The sequence below is a fragment of the Cloacibacillus sp. genome, from assembly GCA_036655895.1.
Classification (GTDB): Bacteria; Synergistota; Synergistia; order Synergistales; family Synergistaceae; genus JAVVPF01.
In genome coordinates this window covers 16,504-30,143 of record JAVVPF010000016.1, presented here as the reverse complement: position 1 = coordinate 30,143, position 13,640 = coordinate 16,504, and the positions used below count along the sequence as shown (strand labels likewise).

The 13,640-nt window shown below is 55.4% G+C and carries 12 protein-coding genes; 10 read left to right on the top strand and 2 right to left on the bottom strand.

From position 1 onward, the window contains the following. Positions 1 to 7 precede the first annotated feature (7 nt). The 8 genes from ftsZ to RRY12_06565 all read left to right on the top strand — a co-directional run bounded on the left by ftsZ (position 8) and on the right by RRY12_06565 (position 9,133). Entirely contained in the window at positions 8 to 1,315 is a 1,308-nt protein-coding gene (ftsZ, locus tag RRY12_06600) for a cell division protein FtsZ (protein MEG2184330.1), read from the top strand. A 110-nt stretch (positions 1,316 to 1,425) separates the two neighbouring features. Further along, on the top strand, positions 1,426 to 2,850 hold the full coding sequence (locus RRY12_06595) for a radical SAM protein (protein MEG2184329.1): 1,425 nt from the start codon (positions 1,426 to 1,428) through the stop codon (positions 2,848 to 2,850). A gap of 103 nt (positions 2,851 to 2,953) precedes the next feature. Then, positions 2,954 to 3,661 (top strand): SPOR domain-containing protein, encoded by a 708-nt coding sequence (locus RRY12_06590; protein ID MEG2184328.1) that lies wholly within the window; start codon positions 2,954 to 2,956, stop codon positions 3,659 to 3,661. A gap of 35 nt (positions 3,662 to 3,696) precedes the next feature. Further along, the gene (locus tag RRY12_06585) at positions 3,697 to 4,935 is read left to right on the top strand and encodes a molybdopterin molybdotransferase MoeA (protein ID MEG2184327.1); all 1,239 of its coding nucleotides are present in this window, start codon (positions 3,697 to 3,699) and stop codon (positions 4,933 to 4,935) included. Continuing rightward, positions 4,926 to 6,842 carry a molybdopterin biosynthesis protein gene (locus RRY12_06580; protein MEG2184326.1) on the top strand — a complete coding sequence of 639 codons (1,917 nt, stop codon included), beginning with the start codon at positions 4,926 to 4,928 and terminating at the stop codon, positions 6,840 to 6,842. Before RRY12_06585 ends, RRY12_06580 begins: the two co-directional genes overlap by 10 nt. Next, on the top strand, positions 6,830 to 7,825 hold the full coding sequence (gene moaA, locus RRY12_06575) for a GTP 3',8-cyclase MoaA (GenBank protein MEG2184325.1): 996 nt from the start codon (positions 6,830 to 6,832) through the stop codon (positions 7,823 to 7,825). Before RRY12_06580 ends, moaA begins: the two co-directional genes overlap by 13 nt. Positions 7,826 to 7,829: 4 nt before the next feature. Continuing rightward, positions 7,830 to 8,321 (top strand): cyclic pyranopterin monophosphate synthase MoaC, encoded by a 492-nt coding sequence (gene moaC / locus RRY12_06570; GenBank protein MEG2184324.1) that lies wholly within the window; start codon positions 7,830 to 7,832, stop codon positions 8,319 to 8,321. Then, on the top strand, positions 8,318 to 9,133 hold the full coding sequence (locus RRY12_06565) for a MogA/MoaB family molybdenum cofactor biosynthesis protein (GenBank protein MEG2184323.1): 816 nt from the start codon (positions 8,318 to 8,320) through the stop codon (positions 9,131 to 9,133). The genes moaC and RRY12_06565 overlap by 4 nt, the downstream gene beginning before the upstream one ends. Positions 9,134 to 9,341: 208 nt before the next feature. On the opposite strand, the gene RRY12_06560 is transcribed toward RRY12_06565, so the two are convergent. Continuing rightward, a complete protein-coding gene (locus RRY12_06560; GenBank protein ID MEG2184322.1) occupies positions 9,342 to 10,100 on the bottom strand; it encodes an acyl-CoA dehydratase activase in 759 nt (252 codons plus the stop codon). Continuing rightward, the gene (locus tag RRY12_06555; protein ID MEG2184321.1) at positions 10,100 to 11,254 is read right to left on the bottom strand and encodes a double-cubane-cluster-containing anaerobic reductase; all 1,155 of its coding nucleotides are present in this window, start codon (positions 11,252 to 11,254) and stop codon (positions 10,100 to 10,102) included. Before RRY12_06555 ends, RRY12_06560 begins: the two co-directional genes overlap by 1 nt. A 376-nt stretch (positions 11,255 to 11,630) precedes the next feature. Here RRY12_06555 and rapZ point away from each other — a divergent pair, with 376 nt between their 5' ends. Next, positions 11,631 to 12,524, top strand: coding sequence for an RNase adapter RapZ (gene rapZ, locus RRY12_06550; protein ID MEG2184320.1), 894 nt, complete (start codon positions 11,631 to 11,633; stop codon positions 12,522 to 12,524). Further along, positions 12,518 to 13,639: a YvcK family protein gene (locus tag RRY12_06545; GenBank protein MEG2184319.1), complete on the top strand. Its 1,122-nt coding sequence runs from the start codon at positions 12,518 to 12,520 to the stop codon at positions 13,637 to 13,639. The genes rapZ and RRY12_06545 overlap by 7 nt, the downstream gene beginning before the upstream one ends. The last annotated feature ends 1 nt before the right edge of the window (position 13,640 follow it).

The following is a 13,640-nucleotide window of genomic DNA, read 5'->3' as shown; positions in this document are numbered from 1 at the left end:
GGGCTCAATGTCAGAAATTTTTCAGCTTGATAAAGCGAACTTCCCGACGAGGGAAGTGATAAAGGTAGTAGGCGTCGGCGGAGCCGGCAACAACGCGCTCAACCATATAATCCGCGGAGGCGTATCCGGCGTCGAGTTTATAGCGGCAAACACGGATATAGCGCATCTGGAGCTTTCTGAGGCGCCTTGCCGCATCATACTGGGCAAAGAGCTGACGAAGGGCCTGGGCGCCGGCTCAAACCCCGAGATAGGCTGCAAGTCGGCGATGGAGTCGCGCGAGGAACTTCGCGCCGTAGTCGACGGCGCAGACATGATCTTCGTAGCCGCGGGCATGGGCGGCGGGACTGGCACTGGAGCTGCGCCCGTAATAGCCGGCATCGCAAAAGAGGCGGGCGCGCTTGTCGTGGCCGTCGTCACAGTCCCCTTCACCTTCGAGGGGCGCAGGAGGATCAAGCAGGCTGAGGCGGGCGTCCTCCAGCTCAAAGACAAGGTGGACGCGCTCATCATAATACCAAACGACAGGCTGCTGGGCATCTCCGATAAGAAAACCTCCGTCAACGACGCGTTCAGGATGGCGGACGGAGTGCTGCATCAGGCTGTGCAGGGCGTCACCGACCTCATCAAACGCCCCGGCCTCGTGAACGTGGACTTCGCGGACGTCAAGACTATAATGTCAAACGCCGGCACCGCCATCATGGGCATAGGCGAGGGCTTTGGCGAAAAACGCGCGGCCACAGCCGCCTTCAACGCCATAAACAGCCCGCTCATGGACAGCAGGATGACGGGCGCAAAGGGCATCCTCTTCAACATCACGGGAGGCGCGAGCGTCGGCATCCATGAGATAAACGAAGCTATAAGCATAATAACAGAAGCGGCCGACGAAGACGCCTTCATCATCTGGGGCCACGTCTTTGACCCCGAGATGGAAGATTCCATCCAGATAACAGTAATCGCAACCGGATTTGACGACGACATCGACGCCCAAGCGCAGGTGGAAGAGTTCGTGGAAGCCCCGGCGACGCGCAGACAGCCAGCCCCAAAAAGCGCCTCAAACGGCGTCACCACTCAGGGACTCGACCTCGCCGCGGTAAAAACTCTGAATAACTACACCGCAGCCAAATCGGCGGCGGCCGAAACGCGTAAAGAGCCGCAGGAAAACGCCGACGGCGTCGTCACGAAACAGGCTGAAGCGCCGCAGAAGACGACGCCCATCACACAGCCCGCGGGAATAGACGAAGACCTTTTCAAACAAAGCGGCGCGCCTACGGATCAGTACGACATCCCAGCCTACCTCAGACGGAGGCAGAAATCCTGAAACAGCGGCGCGGGCCAGCTAAAAGGCCGGCAAAAATAACGGCCTGGCAGAGCTGGGAGGATTACAGAAGAGACGAAGAATGGATAACGGAGCTGCCCAGGGGAGGAGATTTGCCTTGGGCGCTCTTTTATCCTGCGGATTATTCCATTGGCTCCGCAAATCTCGGCTTCCATTATGTTTTTCAGACGCTTCGGCGTCTGGGAGCCGCCGCTGAACGCTTTTTCGCGGCGCCTTTCCCATACCGTTCCGTTGATTTCGACACAATGCTGGAGCGCTTTTCCGTCATCACCGCAAGCATAGCCTACGAGGGCGACATACCGGTATTTTATAAATGGCTTGCGGACGGCGGCGTGCCGCTTTCGGCAGCGGCGCGTGAAAACGGAGCTTTTCCCGTAGTCGGCATGGGCGGCGCGCTCACCTATATAAACCCGCTTGCCGCATCGGGCGTCTGCGACTTCATCATTCTTGGCGACGGCCTTGACGCGCTGCCTCACGTGGCCGATTGTCTGCGAAGATACGAGCGGGGCGCCTGCACGAGGCGCGGCCTGTGGGAGAATCTAGCCGAAAATCCAAACGTCTTTGTGCCTCCTCTTGATGTCGCGGACGGAGGCCTCGCGCGCCCCCTTGCCGTATCGCGCACGCTTGACCTAAACGGCGCCTATCCGATGCACAGCGCGTGGATGACGCCTCGCGGGGCCTTCGGCAAATCGCTTTTGCTGGAGCTCCAAAGGGGCTGCGCGCGCTCGTGCAGCTACTGCACACTGCCCAGATGTTTCGGCCGTATGCGTTTTCGCGGATACGAACTTATCAAAAACGCGCTTGATGAGATAACGGGGCGCTTTGACGTGCCCCAGGCCGGCCTAGTGACGCCGGAGGCGGGCGACTATCCGTTTTTGCCGCGTCTCATCGACGATCTTCTTGATAAAAATATCGGAGTTTCTTTTGCTTCGCTCCGGCTTGACAGGCTCAACAAAAAAATGATAGAGGCGCTTGCAGGAAGCGGCAGAAAAAGCATCACGGTAGCGCCGGAGACGGGCGGAGAAGAGCTTCGCTTTGCCTGCGGCAAAAAATTCACAGACGACCTTATAATCGAAAAATTGTCTCTCGCAAAGGAACTTGGAATTGACAAGGTGAAAATGTATTTCATGATAGGCCTTCCCGGCGAGACTGACGAGGATATAACAAAGATGACGGAGCTTTGCCGCCGCGCAATAGCTGAAACGGGACAAAGCCTGACGCTCTCCGTCAATCCGTTCATACCAAAGCCCGGCACTCCGTGGGAAGGCGAGATTTTCGCAGGAAAACAGACAATACGGCAAAAATATGAGAAAATAAAAAAAGAGATGCGCACCATCGGCAAACGGACGCCGCAGCTTCGGCTGACAGGGATAAAAGAGGCCGAGACTGAATTTAATCTCGCGTGGTACGGCTTTGCGGAAAGCGCGGCGCTTGCGGAAAATATCGAAAACGACGTTTTTGCGCTGCCTCAGTCGGAACGAACGCGGACGATGGACGAACTGAGCCGTTTTTCATAGAGGACGAATGATTTAAAAACAGGACGAAAGGAAGTGGCCCCTTTTGGTTACCCGCAGGACACGAACCTATAAAGAAAGAAAGCCTATAACGGCCTTTGGACGGATGATTCTGCCCCTTGCGGCCATTATGGCGCTTGCGCTGCTGTACCTGAGCGTCAAGTTGTTTTTCTTCGCCCCTTCCGAAATCGCAATGAACGTCACAAACGAGGCAACTACGGCAGAAGCGCCTGCGCCGCAGCACTCCTTCGAGCACCCCGCCGAGGATATCGACGAGGCTGACGCCGCAGTCGTCACCCCCAAAAAAAGAACCGCGGCAACAACGACGGTGGAAAAGCCCATCCAAAAATCCCAGAACAATGATAAAAAAGATAAAAAAGAGGACAGAGTGCAAAAAGAGACGCCAAAGCCCGCAGCAAACGCCGGCGTTAAAACAGAGGTCAAGGTTTTGCGCGTAAAAAAAGAAGAGAGCAAGAGTGCCGTTAAAAAAGAAACGGCGCAAAAAGAAAGCGTACAGCAGAAAATTCCGCGCACAACGGCAAAAAATACCGTCCAAATAAAAGAACCGGCAAAGTTACAAGAGCGCTGGGACGTACAGATAGGCGGATTTGCCGAAAAGGCCGGCGCGGAACTTACGATAAAACAGGCCAAAGAGGGCGGTTTTGCCGCCTATGTGGTTCAGGACGTGCGCGACGGCAAGCCGTTTTACAAAGTGAGGGTGAAGGGCGCGGAGGATAAAACCGAGGCGGCCGTCACTGCGGCAAGGCTCTCCGCCGCGGGTTTTCCCGTATACATCATTGCGGTGAAACGTTAAATTTTAAGAATTAAAAACGAAAGGTCGTTGAAACAATGGCCGGATTTGTAAAAAAAGTCATCTCAAGAAAAGAGGCGCTGGATGAAATTTCGCTTGCGCTCTCTTTTCCGTGGAACGTGAGGCAGACGGTCCTGCCGCTTGGCGACGCGATAGGCAGGCGCTGCGCAGCAGAGGTGACGAGCGCGGAGGACTACCCGCCCTACAGCAGAAGCCTGAGGGACGGTTACGCGGTGCGCCATGCGGACGCGAACGGCGCTACGCAAGGCACGCCCCTTTTTCTGAATAAACGCGGCGAGGTCCGCATGGGCGTCGTGCCTGATTTTGCCGTTTCAGCATCGGAGGCCGCCTCCATTCCTACCGGCGGCCTGCTGCCAGAGGGCGCGGACGCAGTAGTCATGCTTGAAGACACGGACTGCACCGGAGGCTGGATAGAGGTGCGCCGCGGCGTTCAGGCCGGAGAAAACGTCATCCATAAGGGCGAGGAGATAAAGGCGGGGCAGAGGCTGCTTGAGAAAGGCAGCCTCGTAGATTTCAAGACTATAGGGCTGCTCGCCACCGCGGGCCTCACAGAACTTTCCGTGATGGCTCCCAAAATTTCTATTCTATCTACTGGCGACGAAATAGTGCCGTCGGAGACAAAAGAGGTACCGCCCGGCTCCATACGCGACGTCAACGGCTGGAACCTTAAGGCGCTGCTTGCCTCCTACGGCTTTCACGCGGATTACCGCGGAATAGTGAGCGACGACGGCGCGGAGTTTGAGGCGCGTTTTCACAAAGAGCTTGCCTCGTGCGACATTCTTATACTTAGCGGCGGTTCCTCCGTCGGGATGCGCGACCGCTGTTCGCAGCTCCTGGAGGCGATGCCCGCCCCAGGGCTGCTTGTACGGGGCCTCAACATCGTGCCGGGCAAGCCTACGCTTGCCGCAGCAGACGCCTGCGCGCGCAAAATCGCGGTAAGCCTGCCCGGACATCCGCTTTCGTGCCTTACGGCGGCCTTTGTCTTTCTGCTTCCACTGATTGCGCGAATGGCGTGCGAAGAACCATTTTTCTGCGGCGTGCGCACGCGGCTTCCGCTTGCCTGCGACGTTGCGGCAAGAACTGGCCCGGAGGAGTTCATCCCCTGCGCCCTCACCCCGGACGGCAAAGCGCGCCCGCTTTCCGCGAAATCAGGGTATATATCGGTGCTTTCCAAGGCGGACGGCCTTATCCGTATAGCTGAGGACGCCGAAACGAAAAGGGCGGGAGAAGATACGGAGGTATGGCTGTGGCAGTGAACTTTCCTGAACATATAACTTTAGATGAAGCGTGGAAGATACTTTCTTCGACATTCGCAAAGGGCGCATTCGACCCGGAGCGCATGACGGAGATAACGGCGGCTCTCGGACATGTGCTTACGCGCGATATAACGGCGGGGCGCAACGTTCCGCATTACGCGGCCTCCGCGGTAGACGGATACGCGCTTGCGTCGGCCGCTACAGCGGGCGCGTCCGCCGCTACTCCCACGCGCGCAGCGAGTGGACAATACCAGTGGATGAACACTGGAGCTGCGCTGCCGGACTGGGCCGATTCTGTGCTTATGGTGGAGGACTCATCGCTTGAAGATGATACGCTGGTCATTTATAAGCCACTGACGCCCTCCGCAAACGTGCGGCCTCTTGGAGAGGATGTGATGGCCGGTCAGATAATAGCGCGCGAGGGCGACGTCGTAACTCCGGCGCTCGTGTCTCTTTTTCTCTGCTCCGGCATCGACGCCGTTCCTGTAAAAAGAAGGATACGTTCACTCTTCATCCCTACGGGGGATGAGATAATATCCCGCGAGGAATGGCTTGCAAAAGAACATCAGAAGTCCGGCACGGTGGCGGAGAGCAACTCACTTTTTGTCTCGGCCTCGTTCAAAGAGTGGGGCTTTGAGGTGGACGTTGCACCGATACTGCCCGACAATCCCCAGATATTAAAAGAATACGTCAAAAAGGGCGCGGAGTACTATGACCTCGTAATGGTGGGCGCAGGCTCTGCAAAGGGCAAGCGCGACCACACGATAGAGGTCTTTTCGGAACTTGGGCGCGTTCTTTTCAGAGGCGTGCGCATGAAGCCGGGACGTCCGGCGATGGCGGCGGAGATAGAGGGCAAGCCCGTTATATGTCTGCCCGGCTTTCCGATGTCCACCACGGTCGCGCTGTGGTCGCTCGTATATCCGCTGCTTTTGCAGTTTTCTGGAGAACGGGAGGCGCTTGTCTCTCAGATAAAAAAAGCGCTCGGAACAAAAGATATATGGCATACGAAGCTGCTTGTGCAGCATTCTTCGGGGCAGGGCATTGAAGAATGGCTGCGTATGAAGACGGCCCTTGTCGGCGGCACGCTCTACTCATGGGCGCTGACATCGGGCGCGAGCGTGCTATGGGCGCTCGCGGAGGCGGACGGCATCGCGATGCTTCCTGCCTCCGCCCTTGAATGCGAAAAGGGGACGGACGTAGAACTCTGGATGACGCGCAGGCCGGATATAGAACGCCGCGCGCTCTTTCAAGGCTCGGACGACCCGGCTATACAGCTTCTTGTGACGCCTATACGCAGGCGCGGAGCGGATCTTGCTTCGCGCGCTGTGGGCAGCATGGGCGGCCTGGCCGCGCTCTCGCGCGGAGAATGCCACGTGGCGGCGGCCCATCTTCTTGACGAAGAGAGCGGCCTCTACAACGATTCCTTCATCGAGCGTTTTTCAAAGGGGCAAAAGTGGCGCCGCGTGCTCGTCTTCTACAGAACTCAGGGCATCATCGTCCAGCGCGGGAACCCGAAGCAAATAGAAAATTTCAAAGACCTATGCACAAAGGATATAGTTTTTTCAAACAGACAGCCGGGGGCGGGCACGCGGGTGCTTTTTGACCACCTTCTGCGCGAAAACAAAACCGCGCCGGAGGCGATAAAGGGCTACTCGCAGATATGCACCACGCACATGGAGGCGGCAAACCGCGTATACACCGGCCTTGCGGACGCGACGCTTGGCATAAAGTCCGCGGCCGACGCGCTTGGCCTTGACTTCATCCCTCTTGCCGAGGAGCCGTACGAGCTTGTCATTCCAGAGGCATTCATCGGCCACCCCGGCATCGCGGCGCTGCTTGAGGCGCTGAACGACGAAGAGTGGCGCAAAAAAGTTGACGAAATGGGTGGATACAGATGGCCCAACTAACGGAAGCAAAGAGGGAGCTAAAAGACGATTTCGGCAGGCGCCTCAATTACGTTCGGATATCGGTGACGGACAGGTGTAATTTCAGATGCACCTACTGTATGCCGGAAGAGGGCGTCACCTGCCTCAGCCATTCCGACATTCTGCGCTACGAGGACATCATGTTTCTCTGCGGCATCTTTACGAAGCTCGGCGTCGGCAAATTTCGCTTCACCGGCGGAGAGCCGCTGGTGAGAAAGGGAATGGTCCCCTTTCTTAAAGAGCTTAAAGAGGCGTATCCAAATATAAAGACCGCGATAACCACAAACGCGTCGCTGCTTCGCAGATACGCCCCCGAACTCGCGGAGGCCTCGCTCCATTCAATAAATATCAGCCTCGACACGCTGGACGCCGATAAATTTAAAAACGTGACGCGCATCGGGACGATTGACGAGGTGCTGGACGGCATCAGGGCCGCAAAAAGCGCCGGCATAAACAATATGAAGCTCAACACAGTCCTCATAAGGGGCTTCAACGACCATGAGATAACCGACCTGCTCCTCTTTGCGCGCCGCGAGGGGCTGCTGCTGCGGCTCATCGAATTTATGCCGCTTGAGGAAGAAGTATGGAACAAAGAGTCCTTCATAAGCGGCGAAGAGATACTTTCGATGCTGCCGGACGGCGCCTCATGGGTCAAAAATACCAACAGCTCATGCGAAGACGGCCCCGCGCAGTATTATTTCAACGAAAAGACGGGAGACACCATCGGCATCATCACAGCCGTCTCAAACCATTTCTGCCAAAGCTGCAACCGGCTTCGCGTCTCCGCCGAGGGCAAGCTCCGCACCTGCCTCTTCAACCCGAAAGAGACGGAGCTGAAAGAGCTGATAATAAGGCGCGACGGCGCGGCGCTCATGGAAAAGATACTGGAAAGCGTGCGCGAAAAGCCGCGCTGCTGGAACGACATAAACACGGGCAATCTGCACATGTCCGGAATAGGGGGTTAAAAGATTGGGCGAATACACGCATTTTGACGCGGAGGGCCGTCCCACGCTGGTGGACGTAAGCGGCAAGTCCGTCACGAAACGCACAGCATGGGCCGAAGGGTGGCTCGACCTGCCTGACGCGATCTATGACACCGTCTCGCAGGGCTCGGTAAAAAAGGGCGATCCGTTTTCCATAGCGGAGCTTGGCGGCATCATGGGAGCCAAAAGGACGCCGGAGCTTATTCCGCTCTGCCACACGATAAGGCTTGACAACATAAAGGTGAGATGTGAGCTGGACTGCGAAAAACGCGCGCTGAAAATAACCTGCGAGGCGACTGCCTCCGAGGTGACCGGCGTCGAGATGGAGGCGCTTACCGGCGTCTCCGTGGCCGCGCTCACCTTCTACGATATGTGCAAGGGAATAGACAAAGGCATGGTGATCCGCGACATACGCCTGCTGCGCAAGACTGGCGGAAAAAGCGGAGAATGGAACGCCGAGGGAGGATATAATAAATGAGGATATTGAGATTATGGGCGCCGTCGCTCATTGGCGACCACACGCTTTGCTACGTTCATACAAACAAAGAGGGCAGCACCTGCATCAACGAGGTGGCAACGCCGGTCTGCGCGGCAGTAGCAGGCGAACCGCTTGACGGGGAGCTGTACGAGGGTTCGATGACGATAGTCCTTTCGCCGGAGGCTAAACTTCACGATGGAGATTTTCTTTCTGTTGGCGACGCCGGCACGCTGCTTTTGTGGCACGAAGAGACGCGGCGCTTTTCCGTCTGCACGGCGGGCTTTCTCGGCGTCTCTGAATCCGTTGAGATATGGCGTCCAATAAGATGCGCCGTGCTTACTGTGAGCGACAAAGGCAGCCGCGGCGAACGCATAGACACGGCTGGCCCTGAGCTTGAAGCGCTTGCGCTTTCGCAGGGCTGCGTAACAGAGGCGAGAAAAATAGTGCCCGACGACAAAGACGCGATATGCGAAACGGTAAAAGAATGGGCGGCCTCCGGTATAAACCTCATCCTGACCACAGGCGGAACTGGCCTTTCGCCGCGCGACAACACGCCCGAGGCGCTCCTTTCAATAGCGGAGAAGACAGTCCCCGGCTTTGGAGAGATGATGCGCATGGAGACGCTGAGGTTCACGCCGCGTTCGTTCCTGACGCGTTCGGTAGCGGTCACGCTGGGCGCCTCTCTTGTCATAGCCTTCCCCGGCAGCAGACGCGGAGCGGGGCAGTGCTTCGGCGCGATAACTGGCGGCCTGCGGCACGCGGTGGAAACGCTCATCGGAAGCTCCCGCGAATGCGGAAACGCCGGAAAATAACGCAATAAACTATCGTCGCTTTGATGCTTCTAGGCGAAGTGGCGGTGGGTTGTGTGTGGCAAAGGAATAATAAGAGATAAGATAATAAATACGAGGCAGCTCCGCTCAAGGAACAATAGCGGAGTTGCCTCGTTTGATGTGGGCGTACTATGCGGGCTGTAATTGGTTTTTGCTAAAAGACGGCGCGCTCGCCATAGAGGCGACCATCTTAGAGCCCGGCTCCAATGAGCGCCGCTCCAATAGCCCCAACGAACTGCGCCCGGTCTGGTGTTACCACTCTTCGTTTAGTCTTTTTCTCAATGAGCTTTCTGAGCAGCTCGTTTTGCGCGCAACCTCCAGAGAAGCAAATGTCTCCGTGTTCTGAAAGTCTTGAAAGCAGGTTGACGGCGCGCTGAGCTACTGAGTCAAGCAGCCCCAGGCAGATGGCCTCCTTTGAGACGCCCTGCGATATAAGCCCTATGACTTCAGATTCAGCAAAGACGGCGCACATATTGTTTATGGGGTGCGCCGCAGCGCTTTCCGTGATACAACAGAAGTCCGAAAGGGTGTATCCAAGATGCACAGCCATATTTTGCAGAAAGCGGCCCGTGCCGGCAGCGCATTTGTCATTCATCAGAAAATCGGTTACTTTGCCGTCTGGTCCCAGAGAGATCACTTTTGAGTCCTGCCCGCCTATATCAAGCACTGTCGTTGCCTCCGGCAGGAGGTAATGCGCGCCTGCCGCATGGCAAGTTATCTCAGTTACGCGTTTATCCGCTTGAAAAACGTTTCTGCCGTAGCCCGTCGCGGTGATAAAAAGGCCGTCGTTTTGCATGATGCGCCCGCGTTTTTGGATTTTCGCCACGGCCTTTTTCGCGCTTTCATTGGGCGTCCAACCGGTCGGCGTAATATAAAAGGAAAAGCTCCGACCATTCCATAAAACTCCCTTTGTCGCGGTCGAACCTATGTCTATACCGATGCAGGCCATTAGAGCATCTCCGAAAAGGCGCCGAATCTTGTAGAAAGCTGACCTGTATCGCTTTGAGAATAATCGGTTTCGACCGCCAGATAGGGCACGCCTTCCTCCGCTAAGAGCTGTCTTATTGAGTGTGATTCGACATTGTAGGTGTGACAGGCCTGCAAAATGACGTCAATGACGCCGTTCGCCCTGTATTTGTCGATGTAGTGCTTTAGTAGTTCTTTGCGGCCGTAGTTAGGCGACATGACGGAGCATGGGATCGAGAGATATTTTTCAGTAATCGCGTCGATGGGGGAAATGTCGGTGCGGACTGGAAAGTGCGAACATTTCAGATTGCCGCAGTTTTCAAACCCTACAACAATGGCCCCACATTCTGGAGATTCAATGGCGTCTACAATTTTCTCAAGAGATTTACCCATCGGACATCCGGTTATCAGTATTCGGTGCGCCGCCATATCCTGTCGCCGCTGTCCATCTATATAGTTGGCAAGCAGTTTGTCAACAAGTTCGTTGACCTTAGCGATGCTTGTTTCGTAATTAAATGAAAATTTCAGGTAGTCTGAGATCAGCATGATTTCTTTTCCTGTGACAATTGGTTCAGGAAGTGTCGCTAAGTCGTAGACGCGCATAGCCGTGGCATGTATGGAATTGCGCAGCGCGATAGATCTCGCCAGCTTTTCGTCGGTTATCTCCGTGCCGAAGCGCATTTCAAGATGTTTCTTAAGGGCTGTTATCTCATGGCGCCATAGTTCAAAACTCAACGGGTGATCTTTGCACTGCGGCAGCTGCATCACATGCGTCTCGCGGAGGTTTGCCAGTAATTCATACATTTTTTTCTTGCCGTCGCAGGTAGTTTCTCCGACGACCATATCGCAGAAATGAAAATATGGGCAGCTGTCTGTGAGCGCGAAGCCGTAGCTTGCCTTTATGAGCGGGCATAAATTGCGCGGGAGGTGCTTTTCCGCAGCGGCTATCGGCTTGTCGCTTGTGCTGCAAAGTGAGACGGAGACGCCCCCGGCTGCGTTTATTAATTCCCATGGAGTGAAGGTACAGTATGTTCCTATGATAGGAACTCCCGCTTCTTTTAGCGCCTTTACTTCAAGAGGCGCGTTGTGAATTGCGTCGCGCATTTCATTTAAATTCTTGTCTATATCATTGTACATTTGAAAAAATCTCCCCTAGCCTTTTGTGTGGTATTAAGAATCAAAGCAATAAGGGAGGAGGAAAGGTTTTTGTTAAGCAGCCCGCGCTCTCCCTATCACAAAGTCGATATGTTCGCAGTTTAATGCAGTCCCTGCACTAAAGCCGCATCATGTATTTTCTATCGTATTTGGATGCACAGCGCGTCACCGCCTTTCGTTTGTTATATTTTACTATAAATCTCACCCTATCAAGTGTTTTCTGTAAGTTTTTGTTATAATGCACATAAATGCGGTTGTGTATAATTTCGCTTGGAATATTCAGTTATGCGGTGTATGCTGATATACTAATACAAGAGCGGTTACACCAAAGATCTGAGGCTTGCGCCTGCGAAGAGAGATGGTCAGTTTGGAAAACAAGAAAGAGATAAAACGCTGTATTATCATTACAGGCATGTCAGGCGCGGGGAAATCCTCCGCGTTGAATATCTTTGAGGATCAAGGCTTTTATTCGATAGACAATTTGCCCCCGACGCTGCTTCCGCAGCTGCTTGACGTGCTGGAGAACCACCAGGCGGCCATTCGCTGCGGCGTAGCGGCCGTTGTAGACGTGCGCGGCAAAGAGCTGATGGACGACCTTGAAAACGTAGTGGCGCGTCTTCGCAAAAACGGCAGGCACGTCGAGATACTTTTCGTCGACGCCTCCGACGAGACGCTGGTGCGGCGTTTTGAAGCGACCCGCCGCCGCCATCCTCTGGCCGACTGTTCCACCATCCTTCAGGGAATAGAAAAAGAGCGCGCTCTGCTCAAAGAAGTTATAAAAAATTCAGACATCATGCTGGATACATCGGAATTAAAACTGCCCGATTTTAAGACGCGTCTGCTTGACGCGGCAGGCATGTCCGTGGAGGAGCCGGCCGTCATCGTAAGCTCCTTCGGCTTTAAATACGGCGTGCCGCAGGACGCGGATTACATTTTTGACGTGCGCTTTCTTCCAAACCCCAATTACGTAGACGAACTGCACATGCTCTCGGGGCGCGACGCGCCAGTGCAGGATTTTCTTTCGGCGTGCCCCGCGCTTGACGAGTTTCTTTCCAAGGCGGCGCCGCTGCTTGAATTTGTCTCTTCGGTCTACAGCGAAACTGGTAAAAAACAGCTCCATATCTGCATTGGCTGCACAGGCGGCCGTCATCGCTCCGTCGCAGTCGCGGAGCGCATAGGCGCGCGCCTGACGCAGGCGGGCCGCCGCGTAAAGGTACAGCACCGCGACATAGATAAAGGAAATATATGGTGAACGCGGCGGGAGTGGTCGTCGTCTTCATAGCTGCGTTTCTGCTCGGAGGCGCCGCCGTTTATTTTTCGGCGAAGCGCAAGTTTCGCGTGAAGATAAAACAGTCCGCGCGCAGGAAGATAATGACTAACGCGATGGAGTACCGGCTCTCTATGGGGCCGCACGTCGTAGCCGTAGGTGGAGGCACCGGCCTTTCGACGCTGCTTGGCGGCCTTAAGGGCTTTACGCGCAATATAACGGCGGTGGTTGCGGTGACGGACGAGGGCGGAAGCTCAGGCAGGCTTCGTCAGGAGTGGGGCGTCCTGCCCCCCGGCGACATACGCAACTGCATCGTGGCGCTTGCCGAAAACGACAGCTCTTTGAACAGCCTGCTCAATTTCAGATTCGACCGAGGAGAGCTGAAAGGCCACAGCCTCGGCAACCTCATCCTGCTTGCCACCACTGAGATGATGGGAGATTTTCAGCGCGCGGTGGAGGAGCTCAATAAAATGCTCGCCATCCGCGGGCAGGTGCTGCCAGTCACGACGGAGAACGTCACGCTCAAAGGCGAGACGGATGACGGCCGCAGGCTTTCTGGAGAGCTTGAAATTTCGGACAACGGCAGCCATCTTGCGAAATTATGGATAGAGCCGTCAAACGCGGAGCCGCTTGACGGAGTAAAACGCGCCTTTGAAGAGGCGGAGATAATAGTGCTGGGGCCGGGCAGCCTCTTTACAAGCGTGCTCCCGAACCTGCTTTTGAGCAGCATGACGCAGATGATGCGCGATTCAAACGTTCCCGTCGTCTATATAGCGAACCTCATGACGCAGCCCAAGGAGACGGAGGGCATGAACATTGTTGCGCATGTGGACTGGATAGCCGGCATTCTGGGCACGGTGCCTAACTACGTGCTGGCGAACCAGTCGGCGATACCGGAGGAGTTCCTTTCGAGATACAGCAAAATAGGGGCCGAGCCTTTGTATCTTTCCGCTAAGGAAGAGGCCTATCTTGAATCGCTTGGCGTGACGGTGGTCTACGGTGATTACTGTGAGATCAAAAACGGCAAATATCTGCGTCACAACGCGCAGCATCTTTCAGAGACCATTCTGGAGCTGGTGCGCGAGAATAAGAAGAATTGAG